General features: G+C 39.7%; 20 protein-coding genes. 15 read left to right on the forward strand and 5 right to left on the reverse strand.

Annotated elements, in window-relative coordinates; all coding sequences use genetic code 11:
* Positions 1–18: 18 nt before the first annotated feature.
* Positions 19–1,245 carry an ABC transporter permease gene (locus FUT79_RS06455; protein ID WP_002696027.1) on the forward strand — a complete coding sequence of 409 codons (1,227 nt, stop codon included), beginning with the start codon at positions 19–21 and terminating at the stop codon, positions 1,243–1,245.
* Positions 1,246–1,856: 611 nt separating this feature from the next.
* Here FUT79_RS06455 and FUT79_RS06460 read toward each other — a convergent pair.
* Positions 1,857–2,585 (reverse strand): hypothetical protein, encoded by a 729-nt coding sequence (locus FUT79_RS06460; RefSeq protein ID WP_148889414.1) that lies wholly within the window; start codon positions 2,583–2,585, stop codon positions 1,857–1,859.
* Positions 2,586–2,771: 186 nt separating this feature from the next.
* On the opposite strand from FUT79_RS06460, the gene FUT79_RS06465 reads away from it, so the two are divergent.
* On the forward strand, positions 2,772–3,716 hold the full coding sequence (locus FUT79_RS06465) for a nitronate monooxygenase (protein WP_148878859.1): 945 nt from the start codon (positions 2,772–2,774) through the stop codon (positions 3,714–3,716).
* 168 nt (positions 3,717–3,884) lie between these two features.
* Here the strand turns inward: FUT79_RS06465 and FUT79_RS06470 are convergent, their stop codons facing one another.
* Positions 3,885–4,820, reverse strand: coding sequence for an MraY family glycosyltransferase (locus FUT79_RS06470; protein ID WP_174897056.1), 936 nt, complete (start codon positions 4,818–4,820; stop codon positions 3,885–3,887).
* 1,314 nt (positions 4,821–6,134) lie between these two features.
* On the opposite strand from FUT79_RS06470, the gene FUT79_RS06480 reads away from it, so the two are divergent.
* The 10 genes from FUT79_RS06480 (at position 6,135) to FUT79_RS06530 (ending at position 18,232) form a co-directional block, all read left to right on the forward strand.
* A complete protein-coding gene (locus FUT79_RS06480; protein WP_002696038.1) occupies positions 6,135–6,305 on the forward strand; it encodes a DUF362 domain-containing protein in 171 nt (56 codons plus the stop codon).
* Positions 6,306–6,332: 27 nt separating this feature from the next.
* Positions 6,333–6,746, forward strand: a complete 414-nt coding sequence (locus FUT79_RS06485) for a hypothetical protein (RefSeq protein WP_002696040.1) — start codon at positions 6,333–6,335, stop codon at positions 6,744–6,746.
* Positions 6,743–7,663 carry a LysM peptidoglycan-binding domain-containing M23 family metallopeptidase gene (locus FUT79_RS06490; protein ID WP_024753459.1) on the forward strand — a complete coding sequence of 307 codons (921 nt, stop codon included), beginning with the start codon at positions 6,743–6,745 and terminating at the stop codon, positions 7,661–7,663. The genes FUT79_RS06485 and FUT79_RS06490 overlap by 4 nt, the downstream gene beginning before the upstream one ends.
* A 28-nt stretch (positions 7,664–7,691) precedes the next feature.
* Positions 7,692–8,660: a DUF4397 domain-containing protein gene (locus tag FUT79_RS06495; protein ID WP_024753460.1), complete on the forward strand. Its 969-nt coding sequence runs from the start codon at positions 7,692–7,694 to the stop codon at positions 8,658–8,660.
* A gap of 179 nt (positions 8,661–8,839) precedes the next feature.
* Complete coding sequence (locus FUT79_RS06500) at positions 8,840–11,569, forward strand: penicillin-binding protein 1A (protein ID WP_024753461.1); 2,730 nt, start codon at positions 8,840–8,842, stop codon at positions 11,567–11,569.
* An 899-nt stretch (positions 11,570–12,468) separates the two neighbouring features.
* A complete protein-coding gene (locus FUT79_RS06510) occupies positions 12,469–13,371 on the forward strand; it encodes an ankyrin repeat domain-containing protein (protein WP_148878860.1) in 903 nt (300 codons plus the stop codon).
* A gap of 722 nt (positions 13,372–14,093) precedes the next feature.
* A complete protein-coding gene (locus FUT79_RS06515; RefSeq protein ID WP_148878861.1) occupies positions 14,094–14,726 on the forward strand; it encodes a hypothetical protein in 633 nt (210 codons plus the stop codon).
* A 31-nt stretch (positions 14,727–14,757) separates the two neighbouring features.
* Complete coding sequence (locus FUT79_RS06520) at positions 14,758–14,964, forward strand: hypothetical protein (protein ID WP_024753465.1); 207 nt, start codon at positions 14,758–14,760, stop codon at positions 14,962–14,964.
* 51 nt (positions 14,965–15,015) lie between these two features.
* Positions 15,016–17,322 (forward strand): polysaccharide deacetylase family protein, encoded by a 2,307-nt coding sequence (locus tag FUT79_RS06525; protein ID WP_024753466.1) that lies wholly within the window; start codon positions 15,016–15,018, stop codon positions 17,320–17,322.
* Between the two features lie 520 nt (positions 17,323–17,842).
* On the forward strand, positions 17,843–18,232 hold the full coding sequence (locus FUT79_RS06530; protein WP_024753467.1) for a hypothetical protein: 390 nt from the start codon (positions 17,843–17,845) through the stop codon (positions 18,230–18,232).
* A 69-nt stretch (positions 18,233–18,301) separates the two neighbouring features.
* Here the strand turns inward: FUT79_RS06530 and FUT79_RS06535 are convergent, their stop codons facing one another.
* The 3 genes from FUT79_RS06535 to asnA all read right to left on the reverse strand — a co-directional run bounded on the left by FUT79_RS06535 (position 18,302) and on the right by asnA (position 21,145).
* Positions 18,302–19,294: a DHH family phosphoesterase gene (locus tag FUT79_RS06535; protein ID WP_002698541.1), complete on the reverse strand. Its 993-nt coding sequence runs from the start codon at positions 19,292–19,294 to the stop codon at positions 18,302–18,304.
* Positions 19,295–19,331: 37 nt separating this feature from the next.
* Entirely contained in the window at positions 19,332–19,778 is a 447-nt protein-coding gene (locus FUT79_RS06540) for a hypothetical protein (RefSeq protein WP_024753468.1), read from the reverse strand.
* A gap of 329 nt (positions 19,779–20,107) precedes the next feature.
* On the reverse strand, positions 20,108–21,145 hold the full coding sequence (gene asnA / locus FUT79_RS06545; RefSeq protein WP_044634860.1) for an aspartate--ammonia ligase: 1,038 nt from the start codon (positions 21,143–21,145) through the stop codon (positions 20,108–20,110).
* A 1,482-nt stretch (positions 21,146–22,627) separates the two neighbouring features.
* On the opposite strand from asnA, the gene FUT79_RS06555 reads away from it, so the two are divergent.
* From FUT79_RS06555 to FUT79_RS06565, 3 genes are all read left to right on the forward strand, one after another.
* Entirely contained in the window at positions 22,628–23,236 is a 609-nt protein-coding gene (locus FUT79_RS06555) for a LemA family protein (protein WP_002698549.1), read from the forward strand.
* Positions 23,237–23,327: 91 nt separating this feature from the next.
* Positions 23,328–24,137 (forward strand): TPM domain-containing protein, encoded by an 810-nt coding sequence (locus tag FUT79_RS06560; RefSeq protein ID WP_044634889.1) that lies wholly within the window; start codon positions 23,328–23,330, stop codon positions 24,135–24,137.
* 305 nt (positions 24,138–24,442) lie between these two features.
* Positions 24,443–25,219: a TPM domain-containing protein gene (locus FUT79_RS06565; RefSeq protein ID WP_174897058.1), complete on the forward strand. Its 777-nt coding sequence runs from the start codon at positions 24,443–24,445 to the stop codon at positions 25,217–25,219.
* The last annotated feature ends 17 nt before the right edge of the window (positions 25,220–25,236 follow it).

The raw sequence follows: 25,236 nt of genomic DNA on the forward strand, positions 1-25,236 counted from the left end.
TAGCTTGGAGAAATAAGAATGGCAGCTGAATCTAACCGGATAAAAAATTTAACAGTAATTGAATTGGCAAAGATGAATATCAAAAGAAAGCCGGTGCGCACGATTAGTTTAATGGTGCTCACCGGTGTTTTATCTTTTACGCTTTTTTGCGGAACCTATTTGGTAAAAAGTTTAAACGGCGGTATGCATTCTCTTTCCGATAGGTTAGGGGCGGATATTATTGTGGTGCCGGAGGGGTACGACAGTAAAATCGAAAGCGCCTTGCTGCGAGGAGAGCCGAACAGTTTTTATTTTGATAACAGCATTGTGGATATTATCAGAAAAACAAAGGGCGTTGCAGAAGCGTCTCCGCAGCTTTTTATCGCAACCCTTTCCGCAGGCTGCTGCTCCTTTCCGTTACAAGTTATCGGTTTGGATTTTGATTCCGACTTTACGATTAAACCATGGCTACAAAAGCAGGTGTCGCTTCCGCTTTCTGATAACCAAATTGTGGTAGGGCATAACATCATCGGGGATTATCACTCCGAAGTGCGTTTTTTTAATCAACCCTTTCAAATTGCGGGAAGACTTGCGAAAACAGGAATGGGTTTTGACAATTCTGTTTTTATGACTATTGAAAATGCGCAGCGGCTTGCAAAAGAATATGAACGCATTATGCAGCACCCTGTTGCGGAAAATAAAAACCTTATTTCAAGCGTAATGGTACGCATAAAAAACACCGAGAATGCCAGAACCGTTGCACAGCGAATTAAAAAACAATTTGAAGGGCAGCAAATATATCCGCTTGTTTCAAAACAGATGATGTCAAATGTTTCTTCAGGAATATCTCAGCTCAGTATTTACATTTATATTCTCATCGGCATTTTGTGGCTGCTTTCCTTTGTGGTTCTATTCACTGTTTTTTCCTCAATGCTTAATGAGCGGAAACGCGAATTCGGTATGCTGCGAATTTTGGGCGCAACAAAAAAATTACTGGGCAAGCTTTGTCTTGCTGAATCTTTTATGATTAGCGCCTTCGGAGCGGGGCTTGGGGTATCGCTTGGCTTTGTACTTGTACTTTTGTTTAATCAGGCCCTTATCGAGTCCCTCAAGCTCCCGTTTTTAAGTCCCGGAATATTTTGGACACTGGGAATGTTTTTTCTGGTAATCCTCGCCGCCGCAGCTTCGGGGCCGCTTGCATCGCTTAAAACAATTTATCACATAAACAAAAAAGACCCTGCAATAGCGGTACGCGAAAACGAATAAGTAAAGACTTAACTTTTAAGCCTGCGTTACACAAAACAAAAACTGCTGTAACACCTGTAATTAATTTAAAGCCGGAAGAGCAACAGGCGGCTTGGGAATATCGAATTCTGGATTCACTAAGCAGCTTGATAAAAAGGGATGTTTTTCCAACTGCTTTAAAACTCGCAGCCACTGTAAACAATAACAGCAAAAATTACATGCAGAACAAGCACGGACGCCCGTGGTTCCAAACAGAAACGATGTTTTAAAGCAAAACTGTTTGCAAAGCTTTAAAACTCGTAGGTTTCATTTTGCCACGGACGGCAAAACTCAGAACGGGCACGGACGCCCGTGGTTCCACGCAGAAACGATGTTTTAAAAGCACAACCGCTTTCAAGTGCTTTTAAAACTCGTGGTTTAGTTTTTGACAAGGACGGCAAAAACTAAACCGTTGTGTCGAACTCTTTTTTATAAAAATTTTATTATGATTAGTAATTTTTGGACGGATTGAAAAACTCATTTAAGATCTTAAAAAAAAGCTTGCAGAAGTAATGGAGCTTAGCTAAAGACTAAGCTCCATTCCCATGTTATTTAATAGCACGGAGTAATTTTTACTTTTTTGAAAGTCAGGTTTATTTTGTATAGGCAAAGCTTGCGGACTGTTTTATGCGGGAAGGGGTGTTTTTATCAATTATCGCTTTTCGGATTCTCAGAATGCAGTATAAAAGATAAATTCCGCTATACAATATGATACTGAAAAAATGTTTATCGAGTTTTGGTGCAAGTACAAGCATGGTGTGTACATAAATTAAGATAAAGAAAGGGTAGGCAAGTTTTTGCAGTGATTTCCATTTTTTTTGATCCATCTTTTTTCGTATTGTTTTGAACGAGGTGATAAAAAGCGGAATAAGCATAAGAATTATCGCAAGAGAAACATAGGTTGCGGTAAGACGGTGCCACTCAAAGCTTGACGGGTTTACAATGGCGTTAATAAAATATGCTTTCTTTCCGACAAAGCCGTATATGATATTATGTCCCAGCGTAAATATCGATGCAATAATCGACATCTCTCCGCGAAGCGAATAAAAATGATTGATTACTGCGTTTCGTTTTGTGAATACTCCGGCATACATAACGAGTATAAAAACAACGGTTGAAAAGGCTCCGCGTTTAAACAGATTTACAACATACATGGTAAACCATTTCGGCATAACCTTATACCATCCGAACGAATAATAGAGTATTTGTAAAACAACTAAGACAATTGCCGCCGCATAAAACGGAACGGGATGTTTTTTGATTGTTTTTCCCAAAAGCCCAAATAAAACAAGTGAAACAACTAATGAAATCCAAATATACATGGAGAACTCCTGAAATTAAGTTTGCTTAAGTTTACAAAATTAAAAATTTTTGTCAATATTTTTCATAAAGATTTTTAATTTTTATTACAGAGAATTGAAAAATGTCTGCAACGGTTTACAAAACGTTGAAATCTATATACAGTTATTTCAGTTTATTTTATGAGAATTTTATGAGAGAGGTTTAAAATGAAAACAAAACTGACTGTTAATTTCGGAATTCAATATCCGATTGTGCAGGGCGCTATGGTATATATTGCGGATTCAAAATTGGCTGCCGCCGTTTCAAATGCGGGCGGGCTTGGAACAATCGCTACCGGCGGACAAAATGTGCAATGGATTGAAGCCGAGATCACAAAGGCAAAAGCATTAACCGATAAACCGTTTTCGGTTAATGTGGTGCTTATGGAAGATGACAAGGAAGAAAAAATCGATGCGGTTATCAGGCAAAAGCCTTTTGCGGTAACACTCGGTGCGGGAAATCCGCGGCCTTATATCGAAAAAATTAAAAACGCGGGGATCAAAGTAATAACAGTTGTGCCCTCGCTTAGACTGGCAAAACGGATGGAAGAAAGCGGTGCGGATGCCGTTGTCATCGAGGGAATGGAGGCAGGCGGACATATCGGCACCCAAACAACAATGGTTTTGATGGCGCAGGTTATTCCGCATATAAGTATTCCGGTTATTGTTGCCGGCGGTTTTGCAAGCGGGAACAGCGTGGCTGCCGCCCTTTTAATGGGAGCCGCAGGCGTGCAGATGGGAACACGGTTTTTTGCTTCAACCGAGTGCATAGCGCACCAGAATGCAAAACAGGCACTGGTTGACGCAGGCGATGATGCAACCCAAATTACCGGATATCTTGCACGGCATATGGTACGCGGAATTAAAAATGAGTTTACCGAAGAATACCTGAAAAAGGAAAGCGAGGGAGCTTCCGCTGAAGAGCTTGAAAAATTTGTAATCGGCACAAGCAGAAAAGGCGCCATTGACGGAGATAGGCACTGGGGCATGGTACACGCAGGGCAAATTGCTTCAATTATTGATAAAGTAGAGCCGGCTGATACAATAATGCAAAAAATTATGGCGGAAACCGTCAAGACGCTGCAACATGCGCAAGCCTTGTTAAACAGCTAAGCATCGCCCTATTCCGTTGAAGATTTTAATCTTGCCGTTTTGTGACACACAAGGCGGCAAGATAGCTACTCACAAATAAATCAATGTATAAAAAATCCTATAGATAAAAAATGCATGCTTAAATTATTTGTCAATAGGTAAAACTTTTTAGTTCGTCGCTCAGGTTGTTTAAATATTTTCAGGATTATCTTCGGATTCTTGCAAAAGTTGTAATTTTCGCTCCTTTGCATAATGGATAAAAGTAAAAAAGAGGATGACTGTAGAAAATGCAAGAAGAAGCAGAACAAAGGCAATAATACCTCTTAAAACAGAGGCAACAGTAACTAAAATCGTAAGAAATAATTGGATACAAATAAGAATTACCAGCGTTTCTCGGGAGGAAAATCCCAAAAGCATGAGTTTATGATGAATATGCAATTTATCCGGTGTTCCAAGCGGCTTGTGCTCTCTTGCTCTTCTCCAAATAGCGGCAAAAGTATCTAAAATCGGAATTGATAATAGAACAAATGTATACGGGAACGTTATCGCTTCAATGCTTGACGTTGTTTTCATAAGAGGCAGCACTCCAAATGTGAAGCCTAAAAATTGACTTCCTCCATCACCCAAAAAAATTTTTGCTCTTGGAAACGGCAAATTAAATACTAAAAAACCTGCAATAGAACACATTAAAATAAGACAGAAAAAAGAAGTTATTTTGTTATCATAAAAATAAAATAAAACCGTATACATAAGCAAGGAAAGAAAGGTAATACTTCCGCTTAAGCCGTCTATTCCGTCAATTAAATTTATCGCATTAATTATTCCAATAATCCAGATGAAGGTAAAAGGATACGCAAACCATCCAAGTTTTAAATATGAAGAAAAAGGTGAAAAAGAAATGAAGGTGAATTTAAAATTACCTGCAAGGACAATGATTGCCGCAGTGCATTGAACGGCAAGTTTATATTTTGCTTTCCAAGGTTTGATATCATCCCAAACCCCCATCCAAAAAATAAGAATTCCTGCTCCGACTAAAAACCAAATATTACTGATATAAGGGACTTTATAATATTTTATACATATTGATAAAACAATTGTTACAGTAAAACCTATTATAACCCCCAATCCCCCTAACCGAGGAACATTTCCTGAGTGTACTTTTCTTTCATCGATGGTATCATAAAGACCATAACGCTGAGAAAATTTTATCACAAGCAATATAGAAATATATGATAAAATAAAGGCAAACAGTAATATAAAAGCATTTAACATCAGGGCTATCTCTTTAATAATTATTAAAAAATTTAATATGTTCTACGATCAGTTTAGCATAAAATTTTCCGTAAAACATACCTTACCATAAATTTTTAATTATATCAAGTTTTCTTTACTGTAATTCCACGGCGTACACACGAAGAAAAAACGTACCTGTATGGGCGTTGCGGTTTGAAGCTTACAGAAAACCGGCTTAACCATTCGTCTTGCCGGAGTTGAATACATACAAACCGCCGGCGTACTACGGGCTCCGGCTATCGCCTGCGGCTGTTTTTGCGCTATTTTGAGCGCGCAAAAACGATCCGGCTAAGCATTTTTGAAAAAATGCTTAGCCGCCCTCCGTCCGCCTAACGCCGGTCAAGATATTTTTGCTTAGAAACTGTTGCAAAAACATCTTGACCGCGAGTTTTGCCTGTTTACAAATAGATTATCAGGCAAAACATCGTTAGCAATTCTGATTTTTTTGTCCATGTACAATGCTGAACAATGACGGTTCTGATTATTGTTTTTGCTCCCCTGTGCGGTTATTTTTTTCATGCGTAAGCTCCGCTTTGTCCTCATGGTTATAAAACAGCAGCTAATCTTATATAGAACGTTTTCAGCTAAAATTTTTGTGGATATTCTTAATATAACGTTTTCTAAATAAGTTGCTGTTAGTAATCGGAACATTGGCAATAATAGCTTGCAGATTCAGCATTCCTACGGTAAGTCTACTCACCGTTGTCAAAATCAGAACGGGCACGGACGCCCGTGGTTCCACGCAGCAGCGACGTTTTAAAAGCACAGCCGCTTTCAAGTGCTTTTAAAACTCGCAGGCATAATTTTGCCACGGACGGCAAAATTATGCCGTGCGGTGGTTCCAAACAGAAACGATGTTTTAAAAGCATAAAATTTCCCCAAGTCTTTTAAAATTCGTGGTTTAGTTTTTGCCATGGACGTCAAAAACTAAACCGTTGTGTCGAACTCTCTTTTATAAAATTGTCTTGATTTTTGTAAGATGTATTAAAAAACGGATCGAGTTATTAAAAAAAACGCTATATTAGTGATTTTATCGAAAAAAAAGAGTTTTTATTCTGAAAGGCAATTAAAAATAAACAGTCTTCTTGATTTTTAATCTCAAATTTTGTATTATATAAACATCACACTTATGTAAGGAGACCTTTTATGGCGTACAAAATTTCAGAAGAATGCATTAACTGCGGCGCATGCAAAAGCGAGTGCCCGGTAAATGCAATCAGCGAGCAGACAGACATGCATGTTATTGATGCAGGGCTTTGCATTAGTTGCGGAGCGTGTGCAGAAGTTTGTCCTGCGCAAGCAATTTCGGAAGAGTAATCTTCTCTAAAGAGTCTGCGGTGGATTATGAAACAGATACTGAATATTTTAGCCGGCTATAAGACAATTCTCTTGGGAGTATGCAAATTCCTTTTAATAGCGGGAGGATGTTTGGTAATCGGTTTTGTCATTGTGTATCCGTTATGGTGGTTGGCAACAACAATGCCGAAAACATATACGGTAATAACACTTGGCATATTCGGTATTATACTTTTATACACGATAAGCAAAAAACTTATTCGATCGTATAAAAAAAATCCTCGCAGACTTTTACTTATTCTCTTAAAAAATTTTGTCCTTATCGTTGGGCTCTTTTTTACTTCGTATCTTGTGTTGTTGCAACAACGCTTATTTGCACTTCTTTTTTTTCTTTTACTTATCGGTATTTACGGCTTTCTAGCATTCGGTATTTCTGAAAAAGAGCCGATACAGTCTATATGAGACTGCCTGCGCGATACGTTTTTTTTCTGTTTTTTTTAAATATTTCCTTTTCTTTTGCTCAATCTCCGTATCCTAAAATAAATTCATTGGAAATGAAAGATATCGGTTTTCAGCAATACAGCGATGATGTTCGCAAAGCACGCATGGCGCTTGCCGAAGGCAAAAAAGGAAGAGAGCTTCCAATCAGTTTTTATGCCTATGTTGCTAAAAAAAATGATACAATTATCCGTATTGCGGCTCGGTGTAGCATTCCGTATGATTCTATCGTGAGTTTAAATAGGATTGAATCGGTATCAATGGATATCGAAGGAAAAACATTGATTTTGCCCTCTGTTCCGGGTTTGTATGTTGCCGAAAAGCCGGGTACGCCGATAGAAAACCTCCTTGCGGCATTGAGTAAAAAAATTAACGCTCCCTCGTTCTTATTGCCCTTACCGAACCCTGATAATTTTAAAGAAAAAATCAAATTTCTTTGTATCCCGAATGCTATTTTTGACGGAACGGTGCGCATCTTTTTTCTAAAACCGTTTTATCGTTTTCCGCTTGATAAAGGTATTTTAACTTCCGGTTTTGGCAATAGACCGAGTCCGTTTACCGGAAAACCGAGTTATCATGCGGGAATTGATCTTGCAGCTCCCATGGGCTCCCCGGTATATGCTTGTGCCGCCGGAGAAATAAAAAAGATCGCAACAAATAATATTTACGGCAAACATATCATACTAAAGCATATTGATGGCAGGGAAAGTCTGTACGGACATTTAAGCGCGGTTGAGGTGCAGTTGCATCAAAAGGTCAAATCTGGTAAAATAATCGGTAAGGTTGGTATGACGGGGATGTCGACGGGGCCTCATCTTCATTTTGAAGTGCATGAGCACGGAGTTCCAAAAAATCCTGCAACTTTTATTCAAAAACGTTAGTCAAACAATGGAATAGTTTTGAGGGAAGATGAATAAAAAGAAATTTCTTTGTACAATTACTCTTTTTTTCTTTTATATATCTTTATTTGCAACGGAGAAGATAAAGACTGAATCGCTGCGAATTGTAAGCTTTCCTGCCGGTGATTTTCAAATAAAAACCTTGAATTTCCATTGTAATGAAGCTCTGGCAATTAAAACAGAGGGAGAAAATCGCTTTTTACGCGGCTTTGAAATAGAAATAAAATATAATACGGCAGCAAAATATGTAAATGATATTATTTACGAAATATATACGGATTTAAAGCCCCCACTCTCTGAAAAAGAGACAAATTATCACGCAACGCGCCTTTTTTCCGATTCTTTGCGTGAAGGTGTTTCTACCGTGTTTTATATTCCGCTCATTGAAGAAAAAAACAAAAAGAATGCTCCTTCTGTAAAGCAAGTGCCTTTTTTCCCTTCAGAACAGCAAGTATTTTTGCTTAAATGTACAGCAAAAACTCCTCTTAAAAATATTGAAAAAATAAACGTTTCTATAAAAATAAAGCCGATGTATAAAAATGAGGGGGGCTTAAAACTTCAATTTGAATATCCGGACAAAATAGAAAAACCGCTCAGTGTTCAAATAAATGATGAATATCTTTATAATTTTAAAGAGCTTACGATTCTTCCTCCGGGTGAATATAAACTGGTAGTAAGTTCAAATGATTATCGATCGGAAATTCTTACTTGTACGGTTGAAAAAGCAAAAATTGCCGAAGTCTGTATTGCGTTAAAATCAATTATTCCTCTTGTAACTATCCATGCATCCGAAGAGGTGCAGGTTTTTATAGATAAGACGGAGGTAACGGACTTTACAACTCCGCATAAAATCACTACAGGAAAACATACCGTCACGTTTAAAGCTGCAGGTTATACTATTATGCGTGAAATAGTGGCGGAGGAAGGAAAAACGTATACTATTTCCGTATTACTTGATGCAGTGATTATTGAAGAATAAAACCTTCTTAAAAATCTCCTTAAGTTTTTCTTGACCTCGCCGATACCTTAGTATCGGTAATTCGGTTCCCCTCCCACCCACCGAATTACCGACAGCCTGATTGGCGGGCCGGTTCCGAGACCGGCTCTTTTTTTTATTAGCCCCTTGAAAAAATACTGTTTTTGTGTTTGTATAGAACGATGCGCGGTAAGGTAATTTTTATTTATCTTTTTTTTCTTTTTGCAATTTTAATCAGCGGTTCCGCTTTGCTCGGGTATTTACTTGCATCTACGGTGAATATAAAACAAAGCGAACGGTTTACGGATTTTAATCCTGTTTTACCGACACGAATTCTTGATATTCGCGGGGATCTGATAACCGAATTTTCCTCCGACGAAAAAAGGGAAATAATTAAATTTGAACAGATTTCTCCTTATCTTATTGCCGCCTTACTTACCAGAGAAGACAGAACGTTTTATTCGCATAAAGGATATAATCTTAAAGCTATTTTTAGGGCTGCAATAGGTATCTTGACTGATCGCTCTCTCGGCGGCGGCAGTACGCTTACCCAACAAATTGCCGGTCTTTTATACTGCGATCGAACCGATCAAAGTATTAAACGAAAAGTAAAAGAACTTTGGTGGGCTTTGCAGATGGAGCGAAGATACTCCAAAGATGAGATCATGGAGTTGTATTTAAACAAGGTTTATTTCGGCGGTGGCACTTACGGAGTAAATGCGGCTTCGCGATTTTATTTTGGACATCCCGTCCAAGAGATAACACCTGCTGAGGCGGCAATTTTGGTAATTTTGCTTTCCAATCCTGCATATTATAATCCTTTTGAATACCCTAATCGCGCTCGAGAGCGTCAGGCCTATATTTTAAGTGAAATGACAAAGCTCGGATATATTTCGCGCGAAGAACAGGAAGAGTCATATAATGAGTACTGGGCAAATTTTGATTATACGAGGACAACATCTTCCGCTTATTTTAATCGGGAAGATAAGGCTCCGTGGTTTTCAGAATATGTTCGTAGGCAACTTGATAACATGATGTACGGTACTATGAATCTGTATGAAGACGGATATACGGTTTATACAACCTGTGATCTTCGGCATCAGACAGTGGCGGAAAAACAAGTTACCGATTATATCGACATAGCCAATCAAAGGGTGCGAAGTTCTTCTTCAACAAGTTTTGCACAAGGGCAAACGTATAGTAATATTACCGCACTTCTTTCTTTAACTTTTAACTTACCGCAATTACGAGTAGGTGCTAAGCAAGTACAAATAAAAAGCACCGCGTACTATCGCAATAAACTTAATCCTCTTGTGGATATGATGGCTTTAATTTGCGGGATGGATTCTTTAAAGATAGCCTCAAATAAGGGAAGCCTTAAAATGCAGGAAAATCTTGCAAAACGAACGGTTGAAGGTACGCTAATTTCTCTTGAAAATGAAACAGGCTATATCACCGCCCTGGTAGGAGGAAGCAAATACAGCGCGTCAAATCAGATGATTCGAGCGATTCAAGGTTATCTGCAGCCCGGTAGTGCATATAAGCCATTATTATACTCTGCGGCAATTGATACAAAGCGAATAACCCCCGCAACTCAACTTGAAGACGTACCGCAGGTTTTCGGTACTACGGATATTCCGTATATTCCCAATAACTATGGAGGCAGGTGGCGAGGTACTGTATTGACATGGCGTGCGTTAGCGCAATCGCTTAATATCCCCGCAATAAAAATACTTGACACAATCGGCTTTGATGCGGTGATTAACCGCTCTGCCGCACTTTTAGGTATCACGGATAGAGCGGAGATTGAGCGGGTTTTTCCAAAAGTATATCCGCTGGCGCTGGGCGTTATAGCTATTCGTCCTGTTCAGCTTGCCAGAGCTTTTGCAATTTTCGGAAATCAGGGGCAAGAGGTTACTCCGATTGCGATACGCACGATTGAGGATCGGTCGGGCAATATTGTTTTAGATCCCGAAAAAGAGCTGCGTATCCAACAACGAAAAAAGGGAAATGCGACTCAGATTATAAGTCCGCAAAATGCGTATATCATGACTTCAATGCTAAAAAAAACGCTTACCATCGGAACTTTGACCGCTTCAACTCAAAGCACGCGAAAATTTATGTACAAGGATGCAAATACGGGAAGATATTTTACCATGCCGGTTGCGGGAAAAACGGGCACCACGCAGAACTGGACGGATGCCTGGTCGGTCGGTTACTCTCCGTATTATACCGCACTTGTTTGGTTCGGCTTTGATCGGGGCGGTTTATCGCTTGGATTAAATAATACGGGAGCCGCTTTGGCAGGTCCCCCTTGGGCAAATTTTATGCAGGCAATACATGAGGGAAAGCCGTATAAAGATTTTATCAGACCGGAAACAGGCATTGTATCCGTATCGGTTTGCTCAAAATCGGGAAAGCTCCCTTCGGAGTATTGTACGGATGCGATTGATACGCTTTATTTTTTGTCCGGCACACAACCGACAAGCTATTGTACTTATCATGAGAGCAGCAAACGGTTGGAAGATCTTGCAAAAGAGCGTTTAAGGAAAAGCAGCTATACAACAGGTACCATACCGACAGATATTAATGAGGGCGGTGTTTTCCTTGATCCGAGAATTTTTGAGGATCCTACGCCGAGTACCAAAAGAAAGCCTAAAAACTATTTTAATGAATTTGATGAAGAAATAGAAGATGAAGACAGTCTTCCTATATTTGAAGATATGGAAGAGCCTGAAATAGAGAACACTCCTTCGGAAATAGAATCCAATATCAATAATATACCTCCTATCGGCGTGGAACAAACTCTTATGAACGATAAAGAAAAAGAACCTCCTGCGGCAGATACACAGGATGATAAAAAGAAAAAAAGTACTGAAACTTCTGGTGATAATCAGAATCCCTGGTTGTAAAAATCTGCATAATGAAATCTCTGCGCACTGTTTTCTGTAAGTTATTACTAAAACTTCAGAAAACAGTGCGCACGATATCGCCGGCACGCATAAAAAACGCAGTTACTGTGCACAAGAATACTAAAGCCCGTAATCAGCTCGGGCACGAATGCTCGTGGTTCCACGCAGCAGCGATGTTTTAAAGCAAAACTGTTTGCAAAGCTTTAAAACTAACCCGTGTTAGGTATACGAAAGGCGGAATCACATTTTTTAAAATGCGAACCAGAAGCATTTTTGCTCGCCAAAAATAGTGTAAAAATAGCTGCAGCGTAGGCGGAGTCCATGACTTAGTTTTTTGTATTTGTAATAAAACTAAGTCTAGTATAGCGTTTTGCAATTAACTTCCTGTTATAAAAATCGGAGTATCAACAATAAGGGACTGCGGATTTAAGCATTCCTATGGTAAATTGCTCACCGTTGCGCCGTGTCGAACTCAGAACCGCCACGGATGGCGGTGGTTCCATGCAGAAGCGATGTTTAAAAGCATCAACACTGGTTTTGTAAAATTGAAGCTTTTAAACTCGCAGGTTTGGTTTTGCCATGGACGGCAAAACCAAACCGTTGTGTCGAACTCTTTTTTATAAAATTGTTTACGTTTTGGGTAAGATGTATTAAAAAACGAATCGACTTATTAAAAAAACGCTGTACTCGTTCCGCCGATGGTTCACAAGTGTTTTTGTCCGGCAAAGTGTCGGGGAAAACCGGCTTTGGGAGACTTCAAACCGCAACACCTAAGTTAATATAATTTTTATTCTTTATGCGGTTGAATGGTTAATATTTAATAAAAATTATCAAACATAATAAAACAGATAAATATATACTTCTTGCTTTTTTTCCAATAAAGATATATTATCAAAAATATGAGGGTTGCTATTTTTTTTGATAAGCCAAAAGAAGAGACCGCTTCGGCAATTAAAAAAATTATTTCCGATAAAAACTGTGATGTAGTTGAATATTGTGTAGAAGATGTGTGGGATGAAAATAAATGCAAAAATCCCATTAGTCTTTTGCATGAAGTTACTCATATTCTTTTTATTTATTCGATTGATCCGGTAACAGATGCGGCTTTTATTTTCTTTTCAGGATTTGCCTCGGGGAAGGGAATTCAGATCTTTCTTTTACAATCGGGAGGCACTGTTTCCATACCGAAAAATTGTAGTCATCTTGTAGCAATTTTGACTGTTAATACATTTGAGCAATATTTTATAGCCGAGCAAAAACGTTTTACCGAACTTGAAAAAAAGCAAAGAGCGCGTTTTGCCCTTTTGGAGAAAGGCTATCCCTGTTTTGATGCTAATTTTATTGCTGCAGTGATAGACGGGGATGCGGAAATTATCTCTCTTTTTTTGGAAGCGGGATTTAATGCTTCATTGCGGGATGCATGCGGTACTCCCGTACTTTCGCTTGCGGTAAGGAATTCCCAACAGGATGCCGTAGCGCTTTTGATTACTCAAGGCGCAAATGTGGATCTTACCGCAGATGACAGACAGTATTCAGCTTTGATGGATGCTGCTCAACTCGGTAATACCGCTATTGCGAAAATTCTTCTGGAGGCCGGAGCAAATCCCGATGTTAAAAGTAAGGACGGGCAAACAGCCCTCGTGCTTGCGGTGGGAAAAGGGGATCTTCCAATGATAAAAATTCTTGCGAAATATAAAGCGAACCCTTCAATTTCCGATAACCTCGGTTTATCAGCACTCGGTTATGCAAAGCTTTTTCAAAATAAAGAAATAATCAGCTTGCTTGAAAGCATACAACAATAATTTTTATTGTACGTATGTCTTTTCTGTTCACTCAGGGGCTTACGCATGAACAAGGGGTTGCCGCCTCTTAAGCCCCGCTTTTGAGTGCTGATTCCAAACGATATTTTGTCTGGTACTCCAGCGTAACCAGGCAAAACTCATAGGCGAAGTGAAGGGAAAATGGCAAAACTTCGCCCGTGCTCAATTCCAAACGATGTTTTAAAGCATCAACACAAAACTGGAAAATTGAAGCTTTAAAACTCGTAGGCGAAGTGAAGGGAAAATGGCAAAACTTCGCCCGTGCTCAATTCCAAACGATGTTTTAAAGCATCAACACAAAACTGGAAAATTGAAGCTTTAAAACTCATAGGCGAAGTGAAGGGAAAATGGCAAAACTTCGCCCGTGCTCAATTCCAAACGATGTTTTAAAGCATCAACACAAAACTGGAAAATTGAAGCTTTAAAACTCGTAGGCGAAGTGAAGAGAAAATGGCAAAACTTTGCCCGTGCTCAATTCCAAACGATGTTTTAAAGCATCAACACAAAACTGGAAAATTGAAGCTTTAAAACTCGTAGGCGAAGTGAAGAGAAAATGGCAAAACTTCGCCCGTGCTACGCATCGCAAAGTTCAAGGTCTTGTAGAATTTATTCGCCATGGTTCGCATTAAAGGGTTTTGTCCCCTTTACCTCCTGTACTCTTTGTATCTCCCTCTTTAAGATTTTTTCTGAATGGTGTATAGTAGATGATAGAAATGAAAAACAACCATAGTGAAGATGCAGCTTTTATTGCTGCGCTTGAATACATTTTAAATAAGGCAAGCATCAAGGAGATTGATGCGTTTGAGGAGGCTGTTCAGCGAAGAAAACGGAGTTTTGAGAGCTTTCCTGGGCTCCGTTCGTTGAATCCTGAGGAAATGGCAAAAAAAATGTCAAGCTCAATTCAAAAATCTATTGATGCCAGCATGCTCGGAGTGCGTAATACGGTAAGGAATTTTGCCGCCGATATGCTTGCAAAAGAAGCACCCGAACTGTCTCAGGAGCAGTTGGAAAATTTGCTTGATTCATGGATTCCTGAAGCTCCTTCATATACTGCGGAAGGCGGAACTGTTCGCCACTCTATCGCAAAAGCGGGAAAAGTAAACGGTATTCCTGCTGATGCACTTTACGGCATGATTTTGCAGTTTGTTTCCTATAGTATCGGTGAAATGTCAAAAGAAGAACTGAAAGAATTGCAGGAAAGTATGGGAGATTGGACAGGAGTTTATTGGAAGAGGTTTCCTGCGGATATTCAACGAGAAATAAAATCTTTTTTGCAGGGTGAAATTAATTCCGGTCAATTCCGCAAATCGATACAGGCTTTGCTCGGTTTAGCATGATTTTATAAAACGGGAGTAATGGAATACAATTATGGAAAACAAAAAAAATATACATAAAACGCCTCTTTTTACGGAAAGTCGGGGAGCTGAGCAAAGCGCGGAAAATGATGTCAATACAGTGTTTTGCACATTAGAGAAAGTGCAAAAAGAGTTTACAAATAAACAAATTGATATTCTTGACGCAAAACTTAAACAAATTGAAGATGAATTAACTGCTTTTATAGATTCCTGCCGATAATCTTTTTAAGGTACAAATTACGGTATAAAAATCGACAGTGACGGAGGCTCCATGAAACATGCCATGCGATATTTTTCTTTACTGACAGTATTTTTTTCTTGTTGTTTTTTTGTTTCCGCACTGACATCATTTGAAGCTGTTGATATAAACAGCGAAAACAATCTTTTGTTTTCAGTTAAAACTGATGTTTTGGGGCAGTACTCATACTCAACCTTGGTACAAAAAAATATTGAGAGCGGAAAAACCGAGCTGCTTACTTTTTTTCCCGAAAGAGTTGATTCGCTTGCAGACGGAGCCATAATTCAAATACGGAATCGATACGGCATTGTACGGATACGTACTGCCGACGGAACAATTATTCCATTTGAATCGTTTTTATCTATGCACGGGCAGGCTTTGATTAAACAAGGAATGCTTGACAGCTGTCAAACTTCGCCCGACGGGCGATGGATTTCTTTTATTGAGCCGATTTCTCCCGCATACGGCAGGCTTGTGCTGTATGATGTGCAGAAGGGCGCCCGATATATTCTTGCAGAAAAAATAAAACGGGCGGTGCAAGCGCTTTCATGGGCGCCGGACTCTTCGGCTTTTATTTTAGAAAAAGATTTAAATTTATATTTTTTGCGCCCTCAATGGTTTGAGACAACCAGCAGTATCGAAACTATTCAGAGAAAAATAGGATCCGGAACTATTGAAACTATTCAATGGATTTCCTCTGCAAATCTTTTAGCTGTGCAAGGAAATGCGGTATATAAAATCGGCGTTTCGGAAATATTTGCCCGCTCTTTTTATACGCCGATTGTTCAAATAGGTACGTTAGTCGGAAGTTTGCCCTTTGCCTTTGATCCTTCCCGCGATGTGCTATCTCTTTCGCCCGATGCGGCGACCGCGGTATTTGTAAAAGATAAACGGCATGTATATCACTGCTCGTTATACGGAGATGATTATCTTGTCTCTGAATCCTTTCAATCGGTGCCGTATCTGCTGCTTTCGGGAAATAATGCGGATATTAAAATATACTGGCTAAAAGGCAGAAATCCGATTATATATTCCGCCGCAATCAGGGAGGGGAATCTTTCGATTGAGGTGCGGAAACTTGTGTATAAAAACGGAAGCGGATTTTTCAAAACCATTGCAATTCCCAACAATGCTCAGCTGCTTGCAGTTTCTCCCGCAGGAGAAAAACTTGCCTTTGCCCATACCAACGGTTTTTTCATTTATGATGTGCAGACTGAGCGGATTATTTTGCAGAGAGACGGAGAAAGGGCGGTATCTGCAGCATGGCAAAATGAGGACAGGGTATGTATTGGTGGTATGCAAAGTCTTCAATCTTTTTCGGTAAGCGGCGGCGATTCTTTATTTTTACTGTATTCGCAAGTTTCCGCTTTTAGCTGGAGCAGGTCAGAAAAATCCGTTCTTGCCGAGGTGCGGACGGCAGCGCATGAAAAACCGCAGATAATCCGCTATCTTGATAATTTAAAATGGGAGCGGGAGTTGTATGAAGCACTTGCCGCACATAAAACCTTTAATGCGGCATATCGGGTGTATATTGATTATCAGGGAGGCTTTTTTTCAAACATGATTTATCTGCGGTCTTTGTATTCGAATACTACCGCTGCCTTGTATGCAGGTTTACCCGCATACATAAAAAGACGCCCTTCCAAACCTGTTTCCGCACCGAAAAATACTCCGGGCTTTTTTACTCACGGAATGAGAAACGGCGGCAAGGAAGTTGCCTTGGTTTTTGACCTTGTTGATAATATTGAAGGATTGCCCGAAATTCTTTATGTATTAAAAACGCATAGTATTACCGGCACTTTTTTTATTAACGGAGAGGCAATACGGCGCCATCCTGTTGCGGTAAAAGAAATTGCACTTTGCGGGCATCAATGCGGCTCTCTTTTTTTTACTTCGTGGAATATTGCAACCCCGGAATACCGCATAGATGAAGCTTTTATCAGTCAGGGGCTTGCGCGCAATGAAGATGATTTTTATGCTGCAACGGGCAAGGAGCTTTCCCTTGTCTGGCACACTCCTTTTTATGTGAGCTCCCCCATGGTTCTTAAAGCGGGAAGAAAATCCGGCTACACCTTTATTTCTCCCGATGTAAGCGTTCCCGACTGGATAAACAGTCAAAGCAGCGTTGCCGTGCCGAAATTATACCGCCCCGCAGCCGACCTCGTTGAACTTTGCATAAGTCAAACTCAGCCCGGCTCAATTATTCCCATACGTATCGGCAGACAAGATTCAGGCGATCGCTGCGATTATTTGTATGAACATGTGGAGTTGCTTATCAATGCGCTTTCAGAAGAGGGCTACACAATCGTACCGCTCCAAAAACTTATGCAGACAAGATGACATCTTTTTCACGCTCTTTTACTTTTACTCGTTACCGTACTGCTATATTTTTTGCAGCATAACGTTTTTTTGATACCGCAATTAGTTTTTAATACCTCTTATACAAATCATACAAAATTTTATAAAAAAGAGTCCAAGTTTAGTTTTTGCCGTCCGTGGCAAAAACTAACCTGCGAGTTTGAAAACTCCCTGTTATAAAAAAGAGTCCGACACGGCGCAAGGGCGAACCCTTGGAATTGCTACCTTTGGTTCGCCTACGAGTTTTGCCTGTTTGCAATAAGGTGTCAGGCAAAACATCGTTTGGAATTTTGCAACGGTGGGTAGTTTACCATAGTGATGCTTGAATACTCAAGGTAATATTGGTAATACGCCAATTAGGATAATCGCACGTAAAATTGAGGAACGTTATACAAAGTCTAAGATTTTAAATATATTGTTCTAAAGTTTTTTTGCCGCTTCCCGATAGTATAAGCAGAACGAATTTTTCGTTATAACGCTTATTTTGACGAGGAGGTTAAAAATGATTACATCAAGTGCACCCTTAGACAGCATTCCGTATGCCGCAATGCCTCAAATTTCTTCGGGAGAAAAGACATACCTCCCCGTAGCAAATAATCAACTGGTATACGCACATTTTGAACACGTTGCCGGCGTTCCCGCCGAAAGTAATCAAAAAGGCGTTTCAGTTAGCGAATTGCAGATCCTTAATTCTTTGATTAGACGCTTGGTAAGTCTTCAGGAAGAAAAAGATTTTTTACCTTTAAAAAAAGAAGATTTAAGTACTGCACAAATGGATAAAATGTTGGAATTCTTCCACACTCAAATTACTCAAATTGAAGCAAAAAATAAAAATATCCCGTACGCTCACCACAGTTCAATTGAATCCGCGCTATTCAGTATTAATATATAAAAGGCAGCATTTTAAAAACTCGGTTCAGATGTAAGCAGCAATTTTCTATAAATAAAATAAGATCTTATTTTAGAGTAAAAGCATTTGGTTTTCGAAAGCTTTTACAAACTTAGGAATTAGATTGTTAATTTGCCCTTTAATATAGAGCCCTGAAGCTTGCTTATGTCCGCCGCCGCCGAAAGAAGCCGCAATAACACTCACATCAATTTTGTCAAAGGAGCGAAAACCTACCGAACAATGCGTTTCGGATTCTTGACGAATAATAACAATTGCTTCAACTCCGGCGATGCTTTGGATAAGTTGATATAGGGCATCGGAATCCCTGCCTTCAAGCCCAAATTCCTGTGTGTCCTCATAAGTTTCGAAAGAAAGCATAAGTTTTCCGTCATAGTAAGGGGTAAGGCGAGAAAGAATTTTGCTAATCAGCATTCTTGATTTAAAAGAGCGGCCGCCGTTAATCTGTGCAAAAATTCGTTTTGGACTTGCTTTCGCTCGTACTAAACGGGAAGCGGCGGCAAATACCTCTGCACTGTTATAATCCAAGTGGCGAAAAAATCCTGTATCAGTAGAAAGACCGAAAAAAAGGAGCTTCGCCTCTTCTTCGGTAACTTCACCGGTCATTTTTTCAATAATATGCTGAATAAGATAGGTAGTTGACGGCGATGTCTTCATTATCAAAGATGCCGGAGAAGCTTCGGTATTTGTTGCATGATGATCAATAAAAACCGGTTTAAACGGTTTTAACTCTTCAGCTAAATCCCCCGTTCTTTCCACATTAGAGCAGTCAACAACAAAAAGTGCGGTTTCATTATTCGGCACAATATTTTCAGGTACATGCTCAAAGAAAAGCTCCTCATAGCATTTTATCTCTATACGTTTAAAAGGACCCGCTGAAAGTAAAACAGTTTTTTTCCCAAGCCGTTGTAAAAAAAGCGAAAGAGCCAAACTACTTCCAATGCAGTCGCCGTCCGGCTCTTTATGTCCTGCTATGAGAAATACGGAATGAGAATTAATAAAAGTAACTAATTCATCCGAGATCTCGGGAACCTGAATAGTATCCATAGGTATAATTTCAAATCAGAAAAGTAATACTTTAATCTTAAAATTCAAGCGGAAGAGTTTCCACATTAAATTTATCATTATATAGAGCGGGCGCTTTTAAATTCCCCCAAAATGTGCTTTTCAGGTTTTGCGGAGCTGCAATTTTAACACTGTAAAAGGCTCCTTCTTTAATAAAAAAGGTTAAATATGGATTAACTCTGGTATTTACCAAAACCAATCGAGCTTTATTCACTTCCGGTTTAAACCAGTTATGCGGAATAAATACTTCGCCGGTTTTAAACCCTTCTCTTCGGTAAATAACATAATATCCGAGTTTGTGCGGAAAAACCTTTAGAATTGGTGCACTGATATAGTATAAATCAGGAATTGTTTCCTGACTCTGCTCATTTCCGCCGGCTCGCTCCGCCTCTTGTGCCGTAACGGCGCTCGATGAAAAAAATCCTAAAAACAGGATTGAACAGATGAAAAATAAGGATTTATTCATAAAATTCCTCCAATGCATAATAACTGTATAATAAGAGTATATCAAAAGTCAATAAATTCTGCAAGTATTTTTCATACAATGTCGTTAATCAATGATATTTTTAGACAATAATTTTATTCCAATAATATTTTGTAATACCTTTTGCATTCAACGGAAAATCTTGAAAGAGATTTACGCTTTAAAACATCGTTTTGCATTGTTCTGATTTTGACGTCCGGTATGATTTACCATAGGAATGCTTAAATCCGCAAGCCATTATCGTCGATGCCACTATGTATTATGGAAGTTAATTACAAAGCGCCACACTACACTATGTAAAAATAAAGAGTTTATAATAACGGGATATTATGTTCGCTGCATTTGCGAATCATATCATCAGGCCAAACGGAAACTTGCGTTTCACCGATATGTGCTTTTCGTAAAAAGAACATACACAGCCTTGACTGTCCGATTCCTCCGCCGATTGTTTGCGGCAATTTATTATTGAGTAAAAGCGTGTGAAAATATAACGAGCTTCTTTCCAGCGCATTTCTGAAACTCAACTGTGCTTTCATTGTTTCGGGGCTGACTCGAATTCCCATTGAAGAAAGCTCTAAGGATTCTTGCAATACGGGATTCCATACTAAAAGGTCTCCGTTTAAACCGCGCTTTCCCGCTCCTGTTTCCGTAATCCAGTCATCATAGTCCGGCGCCCGTCCGTCATGCGGCTCGCCGTTTGCCAAAGGCGCTCCAATACCGATAATAAAAACCGCTCCATATTCTTCGGCAATTTTATGTTCCCGCTCTTTCGCCGTCAGCTTCGGATAAAGACTGTATAAATCTTCAGCATGAATAAATGTGATTTTTTCAGGAAGTCGCGGCTCAAGGTTTGGATAATTATCATATAAAAAAAACTCAGTGCGCTTCAGACAATAATAAATTTTTTTTACCTCTGTTTTTAGAAATTCAAGCGTTCTATTTTCTTCGGGCATTGAGCATTCCCAATCCCACTGGTCAACATACAAAGAATGAATATTATCAAGCTCTTCATCGGCGCGGATTGCATTCATATCGGTGTAAATACCGAAGCCGGTTTTTAATTTCATCTCGGCAATTTTTACCCGCTTCCATTTTGCAAGCGAATGCACAATTTCAAGCCGCTCATCATTCATATCCTTTACCGGAAAGGAGACCGGCCGCTCGATTCCCGTTAAATCATCATTTAAGCCCTTGCCTTGCGGAATAAAAAGCGGCGCTGTTACCCGCGTTAAATTCAATTCAGTTGAAAGACTTATCTGAAAAAAGTTTTTAATCTTAATAATTGCCTGCTCGGTTTCCTTAATCGACAAAATAGGCTGATAATTTTTCGGAAGTTTCAGTTTGCTCATATAAAACCTTTGTTGTTAGTTTGATTTCGGCAGTATAAAGTAAAAATTGAATAAAGTAAACAGCGGAAAGCAGGCTTTATTCGGATTCGGTCTCAATCATAATTTGATTGTTGTATGTAAACTTCACATCGGCGGCTTAGTATCATCACAAATACGAGAAACCCGAATCGTAAAAAATTTTATAAAAAAGAGTTCGACACGGCGCAACGGTGAGCAATTTACCATAGTGGTGCTGAAATCCGGTTTTAACGTCCGTGTCAGTTCTGATTTTGCCGTCCGTGTCAAAACCAAACCTTGCGAGTTTTAAAGCTTTGCAAATTGTCTTGCTTTAAAACATCGCTGCTGTTTAGAACCACCGCCATCCGTGGCGGTTCTGAGTTTTGCCGTCCATGTCAAAACCAAACCTGTGAGTTTGAAAACTCCTATTTATACAAATGCGGTAGTTTTCAAACTCAATTCTGCTTGGAAACACGGGCACCCGTGGCGGTTCTGATTTTGCCATCCCTGGCAAAACCAAACCTGCGAGTTTTAAAGCTTTACAAATAGTCTTGCTTTAAAACGTCGCTGCTGCGTGGAACCACCGCCGTCCGTGGCGGTGCTGATTTTGACGTCCATGTCAAAACCAAACCTGCGAGTTTTAAAGCTTTACAAACAGTTCTGCTTTAAAACGTCGCTTCTGCTTGGAACCACGGGCGTCCGTGCCCGTTCTGATTTTGCCGTCCGTGGCAAAACCAAACCTGTCTGTATGGAACCACCGCCACGTCCTGATTTTTAGTATTCTTGATTAAATCAGTGCTGCGAGTTTAAAAACTCCTATATTATGTCGGTGTGGTAGTTTTTAAACATCGTTTGAATTTGTTCTGATTTTGCCGTCCGTGGCAAAACCAAACCGTCTGCGTTGAACCACCGCCGTCCATGGCGGTTCTGAGTTTTAACGTCCATGGCAAAAACTAAACCACGAGTTTTAAAAGCACTTGGAAAAAGTTTGTGCTTTTAAAACATCGTTTCTGTTTGGAACCACCGCCACGCACTGATTTTTAGTATTCTTGATTAAATCAGTGCTGCGAGTTTAAAAACTTCAATTTTATAATTTACTGCTGATGCTTTTAAACATCGTTTGCACTTGAGTAAGGGCGAACCTTGGAATTGCTACCTTTGGTTCGCCTACGAGGTTAAAAACTCCAAGTATATGGTGTAGTAGTTTTTAAACATCGTTTGGAATCGGACAGGGGCGAAGTTTTGAAATTTTACTTTAACTTCGCCAACGAGTTTTAAAGCTTCAAGTTTACAATTTTATGTTGATGCTTTTGATTATTGTACAGCAAGTTAATTGCAGACCGTATCCTTGATTGTACTTTGAACACTGCACCACATTTTATTTTTAAACACAAAATTCCGATAGATTTTTTTTAAGCTTGTTTTTTCAATCTAAAAGCACTATATTGTGATAAAACACAATCTACACTATTAAGGAGTTTTTTAATGACTAAAGGATTAAAAACAACACTGATTGTTGTCGGTGTAATAGTTGTTATAGGTTTTATGCTTTATAACTTTTTTGTCGGCAATTATAACAGCATGGTTACACAGGAAGAAGGCGTTAAGTCTGCATGGAGCCAGGTTGAAAATGTGTACCAAAGACGCTTGGATCTTATTCCCAATTTGGTTTCAACAGTAAAAGGTTATGCAAAGCACGAACAGGACACGTTTACCAAACTTGCCGAAGCTCGCTCGCAAGCAGGCGGTGTTATCAAAATTGACGAAGACATGCTTGATGACCCCGAAAAATTTGCAAAGTTCCAAAAAGCGCAAAATCAGTTGGGCAGCTCCTTGCAACGGCTGTTAGCGGTAGCGGAAAACTATCCCGAATTAAAGGCAAATCAGAACTTTCTGGATTTACAAAGCCAGCTGGAAGGAACTGAAAACCGTATTGCGGTAGAACGAAAACGCTATAACGAGGTAGTACAGCAGTACAATGGTTTTATCAGGGTTTTTCCCAAATCCTTCATTGCAAATATGTTCGGCTTTAGACCAAAAGCGTACTTTCAAGCGGATGAAGAGGCTTCAAAAGCTCCGAAAGTTGAGTTTTAATTGTTTATAAAACCATAGGTTCGTTTTGCAGGCAAAAAGTCCCGCAAACCTTTTGCCTGCAAAAACAAAAAGCAAATTCGGAGAAGAAAATATGAAAAAGAGGATCAGCGTTATTTTCCTTTCTTTTCTCTGCCTTGTTGCAATAGCCCTGGAGGTTCCGCCGCTTAAAGAACCGGTAACCGACCTTGCAGGCATATTGAGCGAAACCGAGCACAAAGAAATTTCCGATTTTTTACTAAAAACAGACTCAAGCTCAGCTTTGCAAATTGCCGTGTTAATTATTCCGTCATTAAAAGGTGAAGTACTTGAAGACTATTCAATACGGGTTGCAAAAGAATGGAAAATCGGACAAAAAGGAAAAGATTCAGGAGTTATCCTGCTTGTTTCAAAAAATGACCGTAAAATCCGTATCGAAGTTGGCTACGGACTTGAAGGCTCCATAACCGATGCAAAAGCCGCCTCAATTATCCGCAATGTCATCGCTCCGCAATTTAAAAAAGAAAAATACGGCGAAGGCATTTATCAGGCGGTGCAAAATATTGCGGGGCTTGCCTTGGAAGATGAAAGCCTTATTTCAGATACGCTGAAGACAGAAGATGACTACGATACACTGGGTATTGTTTCAATTATTTTATATATCATAGCCTTTTTTATGGCATTACCGATACTGGCAGTTCCTTTTGTTATCGTTATAATGATGCTTCGGATTATATGGTGGACAACCTGTCTCATACTCGGCATTGAATACAAACCCTTATTCCCCAAGTTTATGAATAGTTCATCGGGAGGCAGTTATAGCGGCAGCAGTTATAGTAGTAGCAGCTATAGCAGTAGCAGTAGCAGCTCGTATAGCGGCGGCGGTGGAAGCTTTGGCGGCGGGGGAGCTTCAGGCGGTTGGTAGTTCGGCTCCAAAAATTAAAAATTACCTGAATTACGGAAAAGGAATTTATCAGGCAGTAGACATTCTCGCGGGACTTGCCTTAGCAAAATGAAAGTCTGTTTTTAAATGAGAGATACGTAACTGCCGGTAACGGCGAGCAACTTGCATATAGGATGTTTTTTCGGTACTATCTTTATAACACTCATTTTACGTCAGAAAGAAAGTGAAAGATTCTTACACAAAGGAAGAATACGACAAAAGTTTACAGTAAAGTGCTTTTTACCATAGAATTGAGGAAACAAAAATTACAAGGAAGGAAAAACACTGTGAAAAAAAGAATTGCATTTTTTATTTTTTTTGTTCTCTGTTTTATTGCGACAGCATTGGAAGTTCCGCCGCTTAAAGAACCGGTAACAGACCTTGCGGGAGTATTGGATACAGCCGAGCATACAAAAATTTCCGATTTTTTAACAAAACTCGATACATCCAGTCAGGTTCAAATTGCGGTTTTAATCATTCCTTCGTTGGAAGGAGAATCCTTAGAAGATTATTCGATGCAGGTCGCTGAAAAATGGAAAATCGGGCAAAAGGGAAAAGATTCGGGGGTTATCCTGCTTATTGCAAACGATGAGCATAAAATTCGTATTGAGGTAGGCTATGGGCTTGAAGGCTTTATCACCGATGCAAAAGCCTCATCAATTATTCGCAATGTGATTGCGCCGGAATTTAAGAAAAACAACTATGGTGAAGGAATATACCAAGCGGTACAAAACCTTGCCGGTCTTGCCCTAGAAGATGAAAGCCTTATTTCAGATAAACTGAATACAGAAGAAGATTCCGACGGCACCCCATGGCTCCTCATTATAATCATAGTGGCTGTTTTTTTATTAGTTGGCGGTTTACAGGGCAAACGGCGAAGCGGTTCCCCAAGTTTCGGCCGAGGCTTTTCAAGCGGTATAGGCGGAGGCTTTTCCGGCGACAGCGGTAATTTTGGCGGAGGCGGAGGCTTCTCGAGCGGCGGCGGCAGTTCTTTCAGCGGCGGCAGTTCTTTCAGCGGCGGTGGTGGAAGCTTTGGCGGCGGCGGGGCTTCAGGCGGCTGGTAAATCTTTTCCATATAGAG

This window comes from Treponema phagedenis (assembly GCF_008153345.1).
In the GTDB taxonomy this organism is placed as follows: domain Bacteria; phylum Spirochaetota; class Spirochaetia; order Treponematales; family Treponemataceae; genus Treponema; species Treponema phagedenis.